The organism is Pseudomonas sp. NY15354, assembly GCF_048068075.1.
Classification (GTDB): domain Bacteria; phylum Pseudomonadota; class Gammaproteobacteria; order Pseudomonadales; family Pseudomonadaceae; genus Aquipseudomonas; species Aquipseudomonas guariconensis_C.
Genome location: NZ_JBLUPV010000039.1, coordinates 1 through 18,860, shown reverse-complemented (window position 1 = coordinate 18,860; position 18,860 = coordinate 1). Strand labels below are relative to the sequence as shown.

The following is an 18,860-nucleotide window of genomic DNA, read 5'->3' as shown; positions in this document are numbered from 1 at the left end:
CGCAGAGGGCGTGGCTTGAACGTTCTTGCTGCCCGGCCCTCGTTGCCCGCTCGGATCAGCGCTTGCTGGTCAGGTGGCGCTGGGCCGCTGCGCAGCCGTTGATGTCCACCGCCTTTTGCAGCAAGGCCTGGCGATGTTGGGGGTCGAGATCGCCGAGCAGGCGATAGACCTCGGCCTGGTAGTCCCGCTGGCGCCCCCATTGCATTTCCAGCCCCTGGGGGTGGCTGCGATTGCAGGCCAGCCGTACCGCAGGCTGCGGGTAATAGGCGGCATAGCGGGTGGCCATGCTTGGGATCGCTTCCAGCGCCTGGCGGTAGGCGGGGCTTGCATTGTAAGGCGGGCACCAGGTCGCGATCGCGGGTGCCGGTGGCGCGAACCCTTGTTGCAGGCTGGCTTCGAGCAGCGGGCAGGCCGCGTCGGGGATCTGCGCCGCCGGTAGGTAGGTCATGTAGTACAGCGCCAAGCGGTACTGAGCGACCGGGTGGTCGAGTGCCACCGATTTTTTCAGCAGGGCCACGGCGGTCGGCAGGGTCCGGGCCATGGCCTGGCCCTGGCGGCTGAGCTCCGGGTCGCTACCGGCCGAGGTGCGCAGGGGGCTTGGGCTGTCGTCTTGAAGGTCAGCTTGCTCCAGCAGCGGCAGGGCCTGGCGGTAGAGCAGATCGGCATGGGGGTCGATCTGTACTTCCAGCGCTTGCGCGTCGAGCGCCAGCGCCGCCATGAACAAAGGCGACCAGAAGAAGGCACGGTTCACAGGCGTGCCTCGCAGGCGGACTGGCCAGGGTGGGCAGCCAGATACGGCAGGACGGCTTCGATCATCATGGCAGTTACGCATGTACCTCAAGCGAATCAGGAGCGACGACGCCGTATTCTAGCCACCCTACGATGCCTGCCGAAAGGCCAATGCTGATTTGTCAGACGAGCCTGACGGGTGGTGTCCGATAATTGGCGTGCTTTTCCTGGGCCAGCCCGAGCTTGGCAGTGATGACCTTGGCCAGGGCATTGTTGCCCAGGTCGTTGAAGTGCAGGCGGTCGACGAATAGCGGTTGGTCGAACATCGCGCAACTGCTGAGCATGCAGTTCATGTCATAGCAGGGCACATCCGCGGCCTGCTGCTTGATGCGCCGAAAGAAGTCCGTGTGCAACTGGCTGTCGAAGACGTCGGCCAGCAGCCGGTCGAAGTTCGTCGGCTGGCGTTGCAGACTCTGGAGCATGAGCTGCTCGTCTTGAGGGATGGCCTCCCGGCACCAGGGCAGCAGGGGCTGGAGAATGAACGTGAGGGTGGCATAGCCGCCGCCCAGCAGGCGATCCCACTGCTGCAGGCTGCGGCCGATGGTGTCAGCCGCACGGGCCAGGCGTTTGTCGGGCGCGGACAGCGTCCAGGCGGGGGCCGGTGGCACCCTGCGAGGTGCCAGCGCCTGGCCCAGGCGGCGCCAGAACGGCGTGCCGCGCGGTGGATGAGCGGTGTGAACGCCTTCGTTGAAACTGTTGAGCAGGTCTTGGTAGGCCAAGGCGTGCCCGTGCTCGTGATCGCCAGCCAACACTTCGCCCAGCGCCTCATGTGCCACGGTGTTCAGACCACTGAGCACGACCACGTGACCGACTTCCGTGAAGCGATGCTGGTGAGTCAGGAACATCAGCAGTTCCTGGGTGGCATTGAGGCCGCAGCCGGCCAGGCTCAGCCAGACTTCGCCGGTCAGCGCCGACAGGTTGGAAGCGACGGTGTGCTTGTCGGAACTGGCGCCGATGCCCAGGGTGGTCGAACCACCGACCAGCAGGTTGACCCGCTTTATGCCGCTGTGCTCGGTCACCGAGCAGCGTTTGTCGGCGCAATGGCTGTAGCGCATGCCATGGCTGTCGGTGTTGATGGTGCTGGAGCGATAGCCCCGCTCGTGCATGTAAAGGGTATGCGGTGCGCGGCGGCTGCCCAGGAGCAGGAAGCGTTGATAGTCCTGCTGCAGGGGAAGAGGGCTGCCCTGGACGTTCGTGTCATGGTCGATCGGTCTCATGGGCGCTCCTTTGGCACGCGAGGTCGAAGGTGGCGCGGCTCAGCCGGCCAGCTCCTTGATGTTGTACGCCAGCCCAGCGAGAGCGATCAGCAACAGGGCAACGCCCGAGGCGAGGGTGATGATGCGGTTGCTGCGTTGCGAGGCGATCTTGCCGATGGCGAAGATGTACAGGCTGAGCACGGCGAAATCGATGGCGATCCACAGCAGCGACAGCACCACCATGCTCTTGCCGAACGATTCGGTGATCTGGATGAACTGCGGGAAGAAGGAAATGAAGAAGATGATGTCCTTGGGATTGGAGATACCGACCATGAAACCTTGGAGCAGCCCACCGCGCCCAGGTTGTTCAGCGGTGGGCGCTGGCGCATCGGCGGCCGGTGCCTGCAGTGCTTCGCGCAGGGTCGTGATGGCGATGTAGGCGATGAACAGGCAGCCCAGCAGGCTCAGGCCGCTGAGCCAGGCCTTGTCGATGGCGGCGCTGGTCATGATGATCCAGGCAGCGGCGCCGATCAGTACCAGCGAAGCCCAGTTGGTTCCGACGGCAGTGGACAACGCCTTGCGCGAGCCTGAGGCCGCCGCGGTGTTGACGATCAATGCCACGACGGGGCCAGGGGTGGCGATCAGCAGCAGGACGGTAAGGGCGTAGGTGGCGGTGAGTGCGGTATTCACGGTCAGTTCTCGATCAGGGTTTCAGGTGTTGCCTGGGCATGGAACGGGCAACGCGAAGGGTTGAGCGAGCCCGGCTCCTGGAGTTGGTACTGGCGCCATTCGAAGTTGTCGCCCTGGCCGAAGAAGCCAAGGGTGTCGGGAACGATGCCGTCGTTGTAACGGCTTACCCGCTCGCGAATGCGTGCGCGGATGCGCCGGCCACTCTCGGTGGCGGCGCTGGCGACTTCATCGAAGCTTTCCCTGGGGTTGATGACGAAGGCGATGTGCTCGCCAAGGTTGCGGCTTTTCATCTGCCGGTGCGCCGGGAAATTCATGTTGATGAACAGCGGCATGCCCGCGAAGCAGAACGACCAGTCACTGTCGTGGGGATCTGTCGGCAGCGTGTGGGGCCAAGGGTGCGGGTCGAGCTCATGGACCTGCTGCAGCACCGACCAGGCCAGCGCTTGCTGTTCGGCCAGCGTGCCGCCCGGGAGAGTTTCGAGAAACACCAGCAGCGGGTTGCCGATGCGCTGCCTGAGTGGAATCGGCTCCAGGGTGTTCACGTAATCGGCAAGCCCCCGGGCGATGTCCACCGCCAGGTGGGTCGCGCGGGCGAACACCAGATGGCAGGTGCCGGCAGCGACGGCCTTGCGTCCGAACAGGCAGGGAAAGTCGGGATGGGCGAGCAGGGCGCGAAAGTGAGCGATGGTTCGGTAGGTCCAATGTTGGTTGTTCTGGATATGTTCAGCGGCCAGCTCTAGCGCATCCAGGCGATAGCAGTTTCCATAACCCGTAAACATGGTGTCCCCAGGGATTCAATGACATCTGTGCAAGATGTATGCGGTTTCCGTTATAAATTTGTGATTTAACAGCATTTTCTGAGATGCCCCTGACGTTGTAAAACGTGTGGAACTATGACCTACTATTAGTTTCACTCATGCTTAGGGCGCGATCATGTCGGAACGGATTCAAGCACTGCACGCCTTGCGCGCTTTCGAAGTGGCCTCACGCTATGGTTCCTTCACCCGGGCGGCCCAGGAACTGGCCCTGACCCAAGGCGCGGTCAGTCATCACGTCAAGACGCTCGAGGCCATGTTCGGCTGCGACCTGTTCGAACGGCGCGGGCCCAAGCTGCGCCTGACCGAGCATGGTCGGTTGCTGGCCCAGGAGCTCAAGGTCGGTTTCAAGATCATCGAGAACGCCTGCGCCTTGTTGCGCCAGGATCGCTATGCCTTGCGCCTGAAGGCGCCTTCGACCCTCACCGTGCGCTGGCTGCTCAAGGCGCTGGATGGTTTCAAGAAGGTCGACAACAGTTGCAGCGTGCAGTTGTCGAGTGTCTGGATGGACATCGACAGCGTGGATTTCTACTCCGAGCCTTATGACTGCGCGATCCTGTTGGGCAATGGCCGCTTTGCCGCCGATGTGGAGAGCCTCAAGTTGTTCGATGAGTGGTTGATTCCGGTGTGCCATCCGGACTACTTGCAGGGCGCTGAGCCAACGTTGTCGGCACTGCAGCACTGCGACCTGCTGCACCCTTCGCCGGATCGGCGCGACTGGCGTCGCTGGCTGGCACGGCTGGACGCCCAGGACATCAGCATCGACCAGGGTCAGGTCTTCGATACGCTCGATCAAGGCATTTCGGCGGCCCAGCAGGGCCTGGGCATCTCCGTGGTCGACCTGGTGCTGGCCAGCGCCGACCTGGCTGCTGGCCGGTTGGTGACACCGTTCAAGCACGCCGTGGCCACAGGCGACGGCTATTACATGACCTGGCTCAAGGCCAGCCCCAAGGCGCGGCAGATGCAGCGGCTGCGTGATTTTCTGCTCGGCCAGGTGCCACCGCTGGCGTACAAGGACATCGACTACCTCTACGGCTGATGATCGGCGTACGCCCCTCCCGAGACGGGCAAGGCCCGTCCAGCCATCGCGTCGCCTGTTTCGCGGGTAAACCCGCTCCCACAAGGACCGCGGTGTCCTCAAGAGCACCGCAGAACCTCTCACAAGGACCGCGGTGTCCTCAAAAGCACCGCAGAACCTCCCACAAGGACCGCGGTGTCCTCAAGAGCACCGCAGTACCTGTGGGAGCGGGTTTACCCGCGAATTGGCCTGTACAAACGACACAAGACTGCGGCTTGCACGGTGCTCTCAACGGCGCCGCTGCGCCTGCAGGGGCCGTTTATCTGAAACGCCGGAGTCCAGCGGCGCCTAGGTAAGTGGACACCACGCAAGACAGTCGCTCCCGGCGCGGTAGAATGACGCTTTGCCAACGAACATCATCGAGGTCGACGCAGTGCAGTTGCAGCAGGGCTTTGTCCTCACCCGCCATTGGCATGACACGCCCGAAGGCACCTGCGTGGAGTTCTGGCTGGCTACCGACCAGGGGCCGCGGCAGTTGCGCCTGGCGCCGCAGGTGTCGGTGGCCTTCGTTGCGGCCGAGCAGGCCGAGCGGGTTCGGGCGCTGCTGGGGGCCGAGCAGGGTGTGGAATTGCGGCCCTTGGGGTTGCGCGATTTCGACCAGCGCCCGGTACTGGGCCTGTACTGCCGCCAGCATCGCCAACTGATGCAGCTCGACCAGCGCCTGCGCGGCGCGGGCATCGACGTTTTCGAGGCGGACATCCGTCCACCGGAGCGTTACCTGATGGAGCGCTTCATCACCGCCCCGGTGCTGTTCAGCGGCCAGGCCGATGCCCAGGGCGTGATCTGCGATGCCCACCTCAAACCCGATCCTGACTACCGCCCGGCGCTGCGCCTGGTGTCGCTGGACATCGAGACCAGCGAGCGCGGCGAGCTCTACAGCATCGCCCTGGAAGGCTGTGGCCAGCGCCAGGTCTACATGCTCGGCCAGGCCAACGGCGATGCCAGCGCCGTGGACTTCGATCTCGAATATTGCGATGACCGCGCCCAGTTGCTCGAACGCCTGAACCAATGGTTCGCCCGCCATGACCCTGACGCGATCATCGGCTGGAGCCTGATACAGTTCGACCTGCGCCTGTTGCATGAACATGCCACGCGCCTGCAGGTGCCGCTGGCCCTGGGGCGCAACGGCGCGCCCCTGACCTTGCGCAGCCATGGCAGCCGCAACCACGTGTTCGCCGATGCCCCGGGCCGGCTGTTGATCGACGGCATCGAATCGCTGCGCTCGGCCACCTGGAGCTTTCCTTCGTTCAGCCTCGAGAGCGTCGCCCAGACCCTGTTGGGCGAAGGCAAGGCCATCGACTCGCCCTACCAGCGCATGGACGAAATCAACCGCATGTTCGCTGAGGACAAGCCCGCGCTTGCGCGCTATAACCTCAAGGACTGCGAGCTGGTCACGCGCATCTTCGCCCACACCCGGCTGCTGGAATTCCTCCTGGAACGCGCCACGGTCACCGGCTTGCCGGTCGACCGCAGTGGCGGCTCGGTGGCGGCGTTCTGTCATCTGTACATCCCCCCCATGCACCGGCAGGGCTATGTGGCGCCGAACCTGGGCAGTCGCCCGGATGAGGCCAGCCCTGGCGGCTTTGTCATGGACTCGCGCCCGGGGTTGTATGACTCGGTGCTGGTGCTCGATTACAAGAGCCTGTATCCCTCGATCATCCGCACATTCCTGATTGATCCGGTGGGGCTGGTCGAGGGCCTGGCTCAGCCGGACGACGCGCATTCGGTCGAGGGTTTTCGTGGTGCGCGGTTTTCCCGTACCCGGCATAGTCTGCCGGCGATCGTCGAGCGAGTCTGGCAGGGCAGGGAGGCGGCCAAGCGCGCCGGCAATGCGCCGTTGTCTCAGGCGCTGAAGATCATCATGAACGCCTTCTACGGCGTGCTGGGCTCCAGCGGCTGCCGGTTCTTCGACCCCCGGTTGGCGTCGTCGATCACGATGCGCGGCCACCAGATCATGCGTCAGACCCGAGCGCTGATCGAAGCCCGTGGCTTCGATGTGATCTATGGCGACACCGATTCAACGTTCGTCTGGCTCAAGGGCGCGCACAGCGAGGAGGCCGCCGCGCGTATCGGGTGCGAGCTGGTGAACGAGGTGAACCACTGGTGGCGCCAGCACCTGAAGGCCACCCTGGGCCTGGACAGTGCCCTGGAATTGCAGTTCGAAACCCATTACCGGCGCTTTCTCATGCCGACCATCCGTGGCACCGACGAGGGCAGCAAGAAGCGCTACGCCGGCCTGGTACGCCGCGCCGAGGGTCAGGAGGAAATGGTCTACAAGGGCCTGGAGTCGGTGCGCACCGATTGGTCACCGCTGGCGCGGCAGTTCCAGCAGGAACTCTATGGGCGTATTTTCCGCGGCCAGCCTTATCGGGACTATGTGCGCGATTTCGTGCGCCGCACCCTGGCTGGGGAGCAGGATACGTTACTGATCTATCGCAAACGCCTGCGGCGCCCCCTGGCCGATTACCAGCGCAATGTGCCCCCTCATGTACGCGCCGCGCGCCTGGCCGATGAGTACAACAGCCGCTTGGGGCGACCGCAGCAATACCAGAACGGCGGCTGGATCAGCTATGTCATCACCACGGCCGGTCCCGAACCTTTGGAAAACCAGCACTCGCCAATCGATCACGAGCACTACCTGTCACGTCAATTGCAGCCGGTGGCCGACGCGATCCTGCCCTTCGTCGGTGATGACTTCGGCACATTGACCGATCGGCAACTGCTGCTGTTCTGAGGTAGTAGCTATCTAGCGTCCACATGCCAAACCAGGCGCCTAGCCTCGTCGCTCCCAGACAACCAGGAGATGGACATGGACGGCGAGCAAGACAGCCAAGGCGTGAACGAAACAGCGCTACTGCAAGCGGAGCGCGCCTTTCAGGACGGCTTCATCGCCGAACGCCTACCGCAGTGGATGAAGTCAGCAACGCCCCAGCAACTGCGACTGCTCGGTGAGGCAATGGGCGAAAGCATCGCGCTGCGTTCGGACCTCAAGCGCGTGCTGGCGCGGATCGACGCGCTGGACGACTTCGTCAGATCCAAGCTGCAGGCAGCCTTGCGAACGCGTTACTCGGCTCAGTTCAACCTTCATCAATGGAGCTTTATCGGCGGGCACCCGGAGCCTGTGATCAACGCCCAGCCCGTCGGTGCTCACCTCACCAAGCTGCAGTACGACAAGCATTCACTGCTGGAGGCAGCGGTGCGCAATTTCACGGTCGAGCAGACCAAAGCGGACGGGCAACCGCGCGGCAATCGCCTGACCAGTGCCAGGCAGGGCAGGATCAAGGCGCCGTCTGCAACCGAGTTTGCCACGCTGTGTCGTGAGTTGGATCTGGGCAGCGCGTATCAACAGCATCTGGACCAGGTGCTGAACGGGCCTGTGACAGATGACAAACCGGCGTGGACCGTCCCGTCCTTGCTGGCTGACTGGAGCCGTCATGCCATGCTGCTCGATGCCTACAAGGCCCGTTACAGCGCCGGACTGAACGAGCAAGAGCTGGCATTGATCGCCAAACTGTGCGCGAAGGATCAACCGCAAGACAAGGCTTCCCCCGTGAAGCCGCAGCGCCTGAGCCTATTGGAGTGCGACCTGCAGCAGATCGTGGTCATCGATGAATCGCCCAACGAGGGACGGTTGCTGCTCTATGTGCCTGGCGACCCCAACGGAGCCTGGAGTGCATTCTCCAGCCTGCGCAAGCTCGCCAACGAACTGGGCAGGCGCCTGCGCAGCCAGGCATACCAGACGTTCTTTCGCCGCTTCGTGCGCAGGCGCGACAGCCATGGCTTCTATTCAATCGTGGTCCCGGCGTACGAGGACCTGGCAATCTGGGCCAACATCAGCCTGGATGAAAGCCTCGAGCCCTATGCCACGCCGTTTTTTCCAGGCCTGGCCAATGCGCGCATCGAGCAGATCAAAGACGACGCGAAGATGATCGTGGCGCCGGTGGCCGAGCTGGACCGTGCGCTGCAGCGCGAGCATGACGAGCGCCTGGCCGCCGAAGGCCAGGCATTGTTGTCTGCGGCGGGCCTGTTCGTGCCGGTCCTTGGCGAGGTACTTCTGGCCGTCAGCGCCTGGCAAGTGCTCGATGAGGTCTATCACGGCATCGAGGCCTGGCAGGACAACCACACCCGCTTGGCTGGCGAGCACCTGCTCAATGTCGCCACCGCACTGGCCGTGGCCGGCGCGACCACTGCGGCTGTCGATGGGGTCAAGACACTGACGACGCGCTCGAGCGTGGTGGACAACCTGCTACCGGCCCATCTGGAGGACGGCTCGACAAAGCTTTGGGACCAAGACATCACGGCCTTTCGCAGCGAAGCACCTCCCTCGAACGCGACGAGTGACGCAGCCGGCATCTTCCGACGGGGGGAGCAGGCGTGGATCGAAATGGACGGGCACTACTATGGCGTTCGCCAGCGAACCCAGGATGGACCATGGCAACTGCTGCCCCAGGCCGGGCACGGGCCGCTGCTGCGACACAACGGTGCTGGCGCTTGGCGATTGTGGTGCGAGCAGCCGGCCCGCTGGGACGATGTCCATTACCTGTTCCGTCGCCTGGGTGGGCACTTTCGCGAACTCGATGATGAGCGGATCGGCTGGGTCCTGAGCTTCCATGGGCTGGGGGCGGATGATCTGCGGGGCTTGCACGTGTATGGCCGGGCGCCGGATGCCGGGTTGCTGGACAGCACGGTCCGCGCCCATCTGGATCAGCGCATCCGCGACATGGTCAAGCGGCTGCGCTCGGGGCAGCAGGTGGAGGATGCCTTCGCCTTGCAGGGCGCTCAGCGCCTTCCCGGCGCGGCGCAACTGCCAGATCAAGCATTGGCCGAGGTGGTATGGCAGGCCCGGCGGGATTTGCTGCAGGATCTCTACGAGCACATGCCCAGCGACGAGAGCCTCGCCAGTACGATGTTGCGGCGCGTGTTTCCCAGCCTGCACTGGCGTGCGGCGCAAGAGGTGGTGGATGCGGCGACGACCACGGACCGCCAACGCCTGCTCGACAGTGGGCGTGTGCCGCTGCAACTGGCTGAATCGTCCAGGACGAGCGTGCGCAAATTGCGTGTCACGCGCGCCTATGAAGCGCTGTACCTGGACACGCCGCAAAACGCTGATGTCGCCAAGGTAGCCATCGGCATGCTCAGGCACTTGCCCGGTGCTAGCACGGGTATCCGCTTGCGCTTGCTCGAGGGCACTGTGACCGGGCCCTTGCTCGTGGCGAGCGAAGAGGGCGCCACAGCCTGCGACCTGATACACGTCGATGGCAAGTTCCTGGTGGTCGACCCGCAAACGAACCTGCTGGGCGAGCCGCGTGAGCTGTTCGACGCGATGGCCACGGCCCTCGAAGGCCAGCAAGCGGCAATGGACATCGCCGATCCCTTTGCCCATAACCTGCGCGTGCTGCTGGCCCGCCAGGCTATCGATCGGCCCGATGAAGTCAGGGACCTGTTGAGCAAAGGGCAAGGCAAGGGTCGCTGGCTGGCCCCGCTGCGCCAGGACGATGGCCGGCTCGGCTACCCCTTGAGTGGGCGGCTACCCGGCAACAGCCGAAGCCGAAGGGGGCCTTGGATGATCCAGGTGGAACTGCGGCGGATCTATCCCACCTACACCGACGCTCAGGTCAGCGCCTGGCAAGTGGCGATGCAACGCGCCGGCCGGGAGATGGCGGTCGAGATTCGTCAGCTTCGCCATGAGCTGCAAACCCTGGAGCAGTCGCTCAATACCTGGCTTGCCGCTACCACCGCGCTGTTGGCAAGGTCAGATCGCAGGAGGGTCATGGCGCAATTGCTGGCGTGCTGGAAACGCGTCACCGACGACAGTCCGCAACTCAACCCGCTGGTGACGGAGTATCGGTTGGAGCTCAACGGCCTGAGGCCGGGGACCTTGCCGCCGTTGCCTACCCGAAGTTTCTCCCATGTTTATGAGTTGGCGATTCTGGACATGGATCTGGGGCATGTGCCGGAGTATTTCCTGCAGGCGTTTCCCAACCTTCGGATACTGCGCATCAGCGGCAACCGGCTTTCCCGGCTGCCGGCACGCCTGCACCAGCTGCCGCGCCTGCGCGAGCTGAACCTGTACGACAACCGGATCGTCCTGGATGACGTTCAGGTCTCGGAACTGACCCGCTGCTCACGCCTGGAGTACCTCAACCTGTCGCACAATCCGCTGGGTCGCTCGTTTTCCGTCAGCGGCTTCGCCAGGCTCAGGCGATTGCTCCTGCGCAATACCTTCATCGATGTGCTGCCCACTGGATTGCTGGAGTGCGCGGACTTGGACTATGCGGACCTGAGCGACAATCGAATCAGTCGGATTCCGCCGATATTCCACCAGGCGCCATTGTGGCTCAGGCATCGCGTGTTGTTGATGGGCAATCCGCTGGCCGAGGACGATGTGCAGGCCTTGCGTGTGGCGTTCCAGTCGGTCCGAGGCGCCAATACCCATGCCGCGGCCTGGAGTGGCGCCGCTGCAGGCCCCGACCGGGACCGGATGCTCGAGCTGTGGCACTCGATCGAGGCTGTCGAGGGCTCGGGTGGGATGATGACGCTCCTGCGCAGGCTGCTCGATACCGCGGACTTCCAACAGCAACCGAAGGTACTGGCCTCGCGTGTGCTGGACATGCTGCAGAACATGCACGAGCAGACTGATCTGAGGGCGGAGTTGTTCACCCATGCCGACGATGACCTGACCTGCCAGGACAGCGTGGCACTGCGTTTTACCAACCTCGAGGTGCGGATGTTGGCGATCCAGGCCAAGGCCCAGGCTGGCACCGAGGAGGGCGCCACGACGCAGGCATTGCTTGGGCTGGGGCGGCGGCTGTGGCGCCTGGCCCAGGTCGAGCATCATGTCTTCAGCTTTCTGCGGGCCCAGGCCGACAGCGGTACCCCGCTTGATGAGGTGGAGGTGATGCTGGGCTATCGACAGGCGTTGCGTGGCTCACTGGATTTGCCCATCGCGGCGAGCGAAATGGCGTTCCCTGAGTATGCCCACTTGGATCCGGCACGGGTGGACCGAATCCGCACCCAAGTACGCGCCGCAGAACAGCAGGAGGCATTGGTCAGTTGGATGGTGGATCAGGATTTCTGGCGCGAACATGTGTTGGTGGTCAATCGTGCGCATTTCGACCAATGCAACGCGCGGCATCATCAGCAGCTCGAGCGACTGACGGCACAACGGGATGCGTTGACGCAGCGCGATGCCCAGGCGCAGGGGGTGTCGGCCCAGGCGCTGCAACGACAGGTGAAACAGATCGAAGCCAAGATGGAGCAGACCCAGACATTGCAGAAGGCTGATGAGCGATACGAGATGCGTGTCCTGACCAACCGGGCGCTGGACACGGCCCCGGCCGATGCCAGTATCGATGTTCGTTGAAACATGCATTGCCAAATGGTGGGCTGCGCTGCAGCCCTTCGTGGGTGTTGCCAGCGCCTGCAGGTGCCGCGCTGCCGGGGTGGCTTTGGACTATGCTCAGTTCGGGGGGCGGCGTTTTCTGCAGAAGTCGCAAGCCTGGTTTGACGCGTTGCTGGTAATGGCCAGTTACCTTTCGCCTTGTCACCTGGCTTGTGAGGTGGTTTAGGCTCGCACGTCGGATCTTTCTCCATGATCTGTAGTCTTTGAATTATCGAGAAGTAAGGAGATGCGCATGCTCGTCCGGTCACTGACCCTCGCCACTCTGCTTGTCCTCGCAGGCCCTGTGTTTGCCGCGGACAGTGATGCTCCGCTGGCCAAGGAACTGGGCAAGGCAAGGCCCTTGGTCATCATCGCCCCCAGTAGTGCCGACCCGACGTTGCGCGGCTTGAACGAGGCTCTCCAGGACCCGGCCACCCAGGCTGCCTTCAAGGAGCGCAGCCTGGTGCTGTACAGCGTGGCCAACATGATGGGCAAGCGCGAGGACAAGAACCTCGAACAGCAGACCACCATGGCCTTGATTCGCGAGCTCAAGCTCGGCGCCAGCAAGGGCACCAAGGTGATCCTGGTGGGCAAGGATGGCGAGCGGCATGTACTCAAGGATGACGACAGCGGCGAGAAGATCGATCCGCAGGTGATCATCAAGGCGGTGGATGAGCTGCCGGCCAGCGAGAAGGCCGTCAGCGCGCCGGAGCCGGTGGCCGCCTCCACGCCTGCCGAGCCCAAGTCCAAGGGCAAGGACAGCAAGCCGGCCAAACCCGCCAAGCCGGCGGCGCCGCCCAAGCCGTTGGAGGACTGATCGGCATAGACTAGGTGCCAGAGGGTCTGAACCCTAGTCTGTGATCCTGCGCATCGCCTCAACGCCATCCAGCCTCATTTCCCATCACACTAAGCTTCGGCCTGCTTGGGCTGCGCCGAAGCGTCCTGCTTCTTCGCAGGCTTCAGGCGCGTCACGCCGTACAGCACCAGCGCCAAGCCCAGCAACTGATACCCCGAAATCTGCTCGCTGAGGATCGCCCACGACGCCAGCATCGTCAGCACCGGCCCCAGATTGCCCACTGCCGCGGTATGGGTGGGCCCCAGGCGCTGGATGGCCAACGCCACCCAGTAGATCGGCAGGACCGTGGAAAACACCGCCATCAGCCCCGCGTGCACCCAGATCGCCAGTGGCTGCTGCCACAACTGGTCGATGTCGGCCACCAGCAGGTAGTGCGCCAGCACCATCAATGACGAGGCGATGCCGCACAGACCGGCCAGGCGCATCGAACCCATGCGCTTGAGCATGATGCCGGTGCCCGAGTAATAGAGCGCGTAGCTCACCGCACTGGCCACCACCCACAACGACCCCAGCACCACCTGCTCGCCGACCCCGGCCACGCTGACGTCGTGCACGAACGCGATGCCCAGGCCCAGATAGCACAGGCCCATGGCCGTCAGGGTCCGCAGGGTAGGGCGCTCGCGCAGGGCGATGGCCTGGAACACCAGCACGAGCGTGGGGTAGGTGAACAGGATCAGCCGCTCGAGCCCGGCACTGATGTACTGCAGGCCATAGAAATCGAACAGGCTTGCCAGGTAGTAGCCCAACAGGCCAAGTCCCGCCACGCGCAGGCCATCCCCAAGGCCCAGCTTCGTACCCGACTGACCACGGCTGAGCCAGGCCAGCCAAGCGAACAGCGGCAGCGCCAGGCCCATGCGCATGGCCAACAAGGTGATGGCATCCACCGGACCTGCGGCATAGGCCAGCTTGACGAAGATGGCCTTGAAGCTGAATCCCAAGGCCGCCAGCACGGCATAGAGACCGCCGTTCTGGATCGCAATCTGAAGGCGAAGGTGCAAACGCATCATGGCAAAGTCCACGGCAATTGAAGGCAGGCCTTATTCTGTACAGAACGCGATGTGGCTAGAATCGCTTTTTATCGAACATCGCTTTCGCTTTTGGAGAACGCCTCGAGCATGCACTTCGACCTGCCCGACCTACGCCTGTTGGCTACCATTGCCGCCACCGGCAGCCTGAGCAAGGCGGCTGCGGCCATCCCGGTGGCAGTGTCGGCCGCCAGCACCCGTCTGCGGCTGTTCGAGTCGCGCTGTGGCTTTGCCCTGTTCGTGCGTAAAGCCGACGGTATGCAACTGACCCCCGCTGGCCGCCTGGTACTGGAGGCCGCCCGTGGTGTGCTGGGCGAAGCGCAAAAGCTGCAGGACACGTTGAAGGAGTTGGCTGGCCAGCGGCGCATCACGCTGCACCTGGCGGCGTCCACGGTAAGCAACAGCACGCTGCTGCCGGCGGTGCTCGGGCCGTTTCTGGCCGACTACCCCGAGGTCGACCTGCAACTGGTCGAGCACAAGAGCATCGATGTATTGCGCGTGGTGCTGGCCGACGAATGCGAAATCGGTGTCTATGACGGCAACCTGATCAACGATGGCATCGTCTCGCTGCCGTTTCGCAACGAGCGCTTGGTGATGCTGGTGCCTGCGGATCATCCCCTGGCCGGACGCGAGCAACTGCGCCTGGCCGATGCTTTGGGTTACCCGTTCGTGTGTTTGCCGGCAGAGCGTGCGATGCAGCGCTTCGTCGAGGAGCTGGCGATGAACCTGGCCATGCCCCTGAAAGTGCGTGTCCGTGCGCCGAGCTTCGAGGCCATCGCCCAATTGGTGGCCCAGCGCGCAGGTATCGCCATGCTGCCGGAAACCGCCGCCGTGCGCGCCGAGCAGGAGCTGGCGGTGCGCAGGGTGGTCCTGGAGGAGCGTTGGGCCACCCTGGAGCTGCGCATCTGTTTTCGCGACTGGGAGCGCCTGAGCTCCCATGGCCGGCAACTGGTCAGCTACCTCTCGACGCAGTGACCTGGGGTATCAGTGGGCCGGGGCCAGGCGGATGCCCTGGACCTGCACCGAGTCACCTGGCTGGAACGATGCCATGGGGGAACGGAACCGCTCGGTCGAACCATCCTCCCGACGAACCAGGTAGGCCTGTTCGCTATGGCCGGTGCCTTCCTGGACTGCCGCGCCGCCAAAGGCTCCTATTGCGGCGCCGGCCAGCGCGCCGAATGGGCCGCCCAGCGCGGCGCCGACCATCAGGCCCGTGACGCCACCGGCGCCATAGCCTGCGGTGTTGTCCGGGCTTTCGGAAATGACTTCGGCGGCCTGCAATGGCAAGGCGATTGCAAGGCCGATGATCAGGCATGTTGTTTTCATGACAGTGCTCGCAAGGCAGTTGAGAACTGTCATCCATCACGTTTCGTGCCACTGCGCAGGCCAGCTGAATCAGGGTCGGAAAATGGATTGATGTCATTTCGACATGCCTTGGTGAAGTCGTTGTGACTCTTTTGTGGTCGATTGGACCTGGAAAACGCTCGCAAGCCTTTATCCATGGGCAATCCGGCCGATGCGCGAGCTGCGAAAAAGTCACTCGAACGCTTACACCCCACGCCATTCAAACGAATCATTCAGGCTTGTCCGCCCATGGCATTAGACCCCCTTACGCTGTTGACCATCAGCATTGCCCTCGCGGCGGCCGCTGCTTTGTACCTGGCGATCGAGTGGCGCACCGTGCGCGCCACGTCGCTGTTGTTCTGGGCGGCTGGGTTCGCCACCATCAGCGTCGGCTCGACATTGGCCTTGCTGCGCGTCAGCGGCCTGATGCTCATCGGGGTGTGGTTCGCCAATGGCTTGCTGGTGCTGGCGCATTGGTTCTTTTTGGTGGGCGTGTCGCGGTTTACCGAGACGCGGCTCTCCCGTGGCTGGTACCTGATGCCCGCGCTTTGGCTGATGCTGTTGCTGCTGCCGGAAGGCCCGCAGTGGTCGAAGGTGATGCTGCTGGCCAACTCGCTGCTGGTGGCCTTGCCCACCCTGTGGGCCTGTGTGCTGCTGCGTCCCCATGGCAAGTCGCTGCGCGTGGGGGCGGTGCAGCTGCGTTACGTGCTGTTGGCCCACGGCATCTTCTATCTGGTCAAGATGGTGCCCCCGTTGGTGCCGGGCACGTTGATCGACCTGACGGTTTTTCGTGGCGCGATCATCCAGGTATCGCTGGTCGAGGGGACCATGGCAATCATGCTCATCGCCTTGTCCATGACCGGTACCGAACGCCACCGACGCGAACGGCAGATCGCCCGGTTGGCGGCGCGTGATCCCTTGACCGCACTGTACAACCGGCGGGCCCTGGAGGCGCGCGCCCCGCGCCTGCTCGAGGACGTGGCGGTGGACCGCCCCGGTGCGCTGCTGCTGATCGATATCGACAATTTCAAGATGGTCAACGACCTGCACGGTCATACCGCCGGTGATCGCCTGCTCGTTGCTCTGGGCGAGATGATTCGTGGGTTGACCCCGGCCAGTGCCTTGGCCGCCCGGCTGGGCGGCGATGAGTTCGTCATCCTGCTGGGCAATGCGACCCGTGAAAAAGTCGAAGCGCTGGGAAACGCCTTGCGCGAGCAGTTCCATCGGCTCACCGCGCAGACCTTCGCCACGCCCGCCGCGGTCACCCTCAGCATCGGCGCCAATCTGTTCGACCAGGCGCCTGCCGACCTGGCGGCCCTGATAGAGCAGGGTGACGTTGCGCTGTACGAGTCCAAGCGGGGCGGGCGTGACAGCATCCGCTTGGTCGATCGCACGCGAAGCTAAGGTCTGTACGAAATGTGTTCGCGCGACGGCCAGACAAGGCGAAACGGAGCGAGGAAGCGCAGTGTACTGGCGTACATGAGCATTCCGAGCTCCGTTTCAACGCAGTATGGGCGAGTGCGGATATATTTCGTACAGAGCTTAGCGCTACTTGTTGTTGATGCATTGGGACTGCACCGAATAGCGGATCGTCTGCAAGCGCCCTTGGCTGTCCTCGAAGGTCATCAGGCGCGGGATGACGTTGCAGGTCCAAGGGTCCTTGGACTGGCGCACGACCTTGGCGATGTCCAGCTTCATGTCATACCGGTAGTCCTCGATGTCCGGCATCGGCTTGGCGCGTTTGGCGGCATAGTCCGCGATCACGCGCTGGTGTTCGGCCAACGATTGCTGGACGCGGTCTTGGGAGTGGGTACTGGCTTGGGCGCTCAGCGAAAGCAGCAGTGCCGCACAGCTGATGGCGAGCGTTTTCATGGGTCGTTACCTGCAGAGGGGATGGGTTCGACATCCACCCTAACGACGGCCAGCCAACGCAGGCATGACGGCAGATTTACAATTTGGCAAGGCAGCGGCAACGCCTGTGGTTGCATGACACAAGTGTAATCCTGCGATCACCTCCTCGTTATCTTCGAACGGCAACCCTATGGGCGCGTCCGCAATGTGGGCGCTCATAACAATAATTGCCCAACTCGAAGGACCTGCAGATGCGAAACAGACCCTCTCTCGCCCTGGTTGCATCGCTCGCTGTATCGAGCGCCGCACCGCTGGCCCTGGCCGATGATGACCTGGCCGATGGCTTTATCGAAGGCAGCCGCCTGAACGTGCTCAACCGCAATTTCTATTTCAATCGTGACAACCGCGACAGCGCAGCCCCCACCTACAACAGCGCCAAGGGTGATACCAACGGCTATTCCGAAGCCTGGGCCCATGCCGTGATCACGCGTTTCGAGTCTGGCTTCACCCAGGGTACGGTGGGTTTTGGCCTGGACGCCTTCGCCATGGTCGGGCTCAAGCTCGACACCGGTGACGGGCGTAATGGCGGGCGCAGCTCCTTCGACGTACTACCGGTGGACCGGGATGGCCAGGCGCGCGATGAATACACCAAGCTCGGCGGGGCGGCCAAGGTTCGGTTGTTCGATACCGTGGCGCGGGTAGGGGATGTGTTTCCGGCCAACCCGGTGGTGGCTGCCGGCGATTCGCGCCTGCTGCCCGAAAGCTTTCGCGGCCTGACCCTGGAGAACACCAGCATCAAGGACCTCACGCTGCAAGCTGGGCGCTTGCATGCGATGAGCCAGCCGATGTCCAGCGACCTGCGGGAAAACTTCGTGACGTTCTATGGCGGCTCGGTGGATTCGCCGTGGATCGCCTATGGTGGGGGCGACTATGCGGTCAACGAGAACGTCACCGTGAGCCTGTTTGGCAGCCGCCTGAAGGATGTCTGGAACCAGTACTACGCCGGCACCAGCGTGACCTGGCCGCTGAACAGCGACCTGGCATTGATCGGTGGGTTCAACTACTACAAGGCGGTCGATGAGGGGCGCCAGCGGTTGGGCGCGTTCGACAACGATATCTGGAGCGCCAAGCTTGGCGTGCGCTACGGCGCCCATACCTTGGCGCTGAGCCATCAGCGCAACCAGGGCGATGATGACTTCGATTACCTGCGCCAGTCCGATTCGATCTTCCTCGACAACTCCATCCAGTACAGCGACTTCAACTCGCCCAAGGAGCGTTCCTGGATGCTGCGCTACGACCTGAACATGGCGGCTTATGGCGTGCCCGGGCTCTCCTTCATGACCCGTTACGCCAAGGGCACCGACGCCGACTATTCCAACGCCAACGCCTTCTACATGCGTCGCGACGCAGACGGCAACCCGCTGACCGACCAGAAACGCTGGGAGCGCGACATCGAGGTCAAGTACGTGGTGCAGACTGGCGCCGCCAAGGACTTGTCGCTGCGTGTGCGCCAGGCCACGACCCGGGCCACGGCCTTCGAGTCTGACCTGGAGGAGGTGCGCTTGATCGTCGAGTACCCACTGTCGATTCTCTGAAATCCATTCTCTGTATTCACCTGCGTGGTCCTTTGGTTGAGGTGAATACCTTTGCGCCCCGGATGTGCGAATGCTCGTCAGTCGGCCCTGAAGGCGACCGACGAGCATTTGCCGCCGGGGCTTTTTTTCGGTTCTTCACGGAATCCCGGGAAAGACAGAAACAAGAACGCCGGTTTGATGGATGATGTTCGTGCGAGCAAACACATCTACAAACCGGCGTTCTTGTGCACGATATTAATA

14 protein-coding genes are annotated in these 18,860 nt (G+C 63.3%); 7 read left to right on the top strand and 7 right to left on the bottom strand.

Annotation, left to right across the window (positions count from 1 at the left end; translation table 11 throughout):
* Positions 1-55 precede the first annotated feature (55 nt).
* From ACNFCH_RS23820 to ACNFCH_RS23805, 4 genes are all read right to left on the bottom strand, one after another.
* Positions 56-718, bottom strand: a complete 663-nt coding sequence (locus ACNFCH_RS23820) for a sel1 repeat family protein (protein ID WP_337159185.1) — start codon at positions 716-718, stop codon at positions 56-58.
* 193 nt (positions 719-911) lie between these two features.
* A complete protein-coding gene (locus ACNFCH_RS23815; protein ID WP_337159178.1) occupies positions 912-2,006 on the bottom strand; it encodes a hypothetical protein in 1,095 nt (364 codons plus the stop codon).
* Between the two features lie 39 nt (positions 2,007-2,045).
* A complete protein-coding gene (locus ACNFCH_RS23810; protein WP_337159179.1) occupies positions 2,046-2,675 on the bottom strand; it encodes a LysE family translocator in 630 nt (209 codons plus the stop codon).
* 2 nt (positions 2,676-2,677) lie between these two features.
* A complete protein-coding gene (locus ACNFCH_RS23805; RefSeq protein WP_337159180.1) occupies positions 2,678-3,454 on the bottom strand; it encodes a YqcI/YcgG family protein in 777 nt (258 codons plus the stop codon).
* 154 nt (positions 3,455-3,608) lie between these two features.
* Between ACNFCH_RS23805 and ACNFCH_RS23800 the strand changes: the two genes are divergently transcribed.
* From ACNFCH_RS23800 to ACNFCH_RS23785, 4 genes are all read left to right on the top strand, one after another.
* On the top strand, positions 3,609-4,529 hold the full coding sequence (locus tag ACNFCH_RS23800; protein ID WP_337159181.1) for a LysR substrate-binding domain-containing protein: 921 nt from the start codon (positions 3,609-3,611) through the stop codon (positions 4,527-4,529).
* Positions 4,530-4,941: 412 nt separating this feature from the next.
* Positions 4,942-7,302, top strand: coding sequence for a DNA polymerase II (locus ACNFCH_RS23795; protein WP_337160321.1), 2,361 nt, complete (start codon positions 4,942-4,944; stop codon positions 7,300-7,302).
* A gap of 75 nt (positions 7,303-7,377) precedes the next feature.
* Positions 7,378-11,931, top strand: coding sequence for an NEL-type E3 ubiquitin ligase domain-containing protein (locus ACNFCH_RS23790; protein ID WP_337160302.1), 4,554 nt, complete (start codon positions 7,378-7,380; stop codon positions 11,929-11,931).
* Positions 11,932-12,202: 271 nt separating this feature from the next.
* On the top strand, positions 12,203-12,766 hold the full coding sequence (locus ACNFCH_RS23785) for a DUF4174 domain-containing protein (RefSeq protein ID WP_337160303.1): 564 nt from the start codon (positions 12,203-12,205) through the stop codon (positions 12,764-12,766).
* An 89-nt stretch (positions 12,767-12,855) separates the two neighbouring features.
* Here the strand turns inward: ACNFCH_RS23785 and ACNFCH_RS23780 are convergent, their stop codons facing one another.
* The gene (locus ACNFCH_RS23780; protein WP_337160322.1) at positions 12,856-13,809 is read right to left on the bottom strand and encodes a DMT family transporter; all 954 of its coding nucleotides are present in this window, start codon (positions 13,807-13,809) and stop codon (positions 12,856-12,858) included.
* Positions 13,810-13,920: 111 nt separating this feature from the next.
* On the opposite strand from ACNFCH_RS23780, the gene ACNFCH_RS23775 reads away from it, so the two are divergent.
* Positions 13,921-14,805, top strand: a complete 885-nt coding sequence (locus ACNFCH_RS23775) for a LysR family transcriptional regulator (protein WP_337160304.1) — start codon at positions 13,921-13,923, stop codon at positions 14,803-14,805.
* A gap of 9 nt (positions 14,806-14,814) precedes the next feature.
* Here ACNFCH_RS23775 and ACNFCH_RS23770 read toward each other — a convergent pair whose 3' ends face one another.
* Positions 14,815-15,156, bottom strand: a complete 342-nt coding sequence (locus ACNFCH_RS23770) for a hypothetical protein (protein ID WP_337160305.1) — start codon at positions 15,154-15,156, stop codon at positions 14,815-14,817.
* Between the two features lie 267 nt (positions 15,157-15,423).
* On the opposite strand from ACNFCH_RS23770, the gene ACNFCH_RS23765 reads away from it, so the two are divergent.
* Positions 15,424-16,578, top strand: coding sequence for a GGDEF domain-containing protein (locus ACNFCH_RS23765; protein ID WP_337160306.1), 1,155 nt, complete (start codon positions 15,424-15,426; stop codon positions 16,576-16,578).
* 144 nt (positions 16,579-16,722) lie between these two features.
* Here the strand turns inward: ACNFCH_RS23765 and ACNFCH_RS23760 are convergent, their stop codons facing one another.
* The gene (locus ACNFCH_RS23760; protein WP_337160307.1) at positions 16,723-17,046 is read right to left on the bottom strand and encodes a DUF2790 domain-containing protein; all 324 of its coding nucleotides are present in this window, start codon (positions 17,044-17,046) and stop codon (positions 16,723-16,725) included.
* A 230-nt stretch (positions 17,047-17,276) separates the two neighbouring features.
* On the opposite strand from ACNFCH_RS23760, the gene ACNFCH_RS23755 reads away from it, so the two are divergent.
* Entirely contained in the window at positions 17,277-18,620 is a 1,344-nt protein-coding gene (locus tag ACNFCH_RS23755; RefSeq protein ID WP_337160308.1) for an OprD family porin, read from the top strand.
* Positions 18,621-18,860 lie beyond the last annotated feature (240 nt).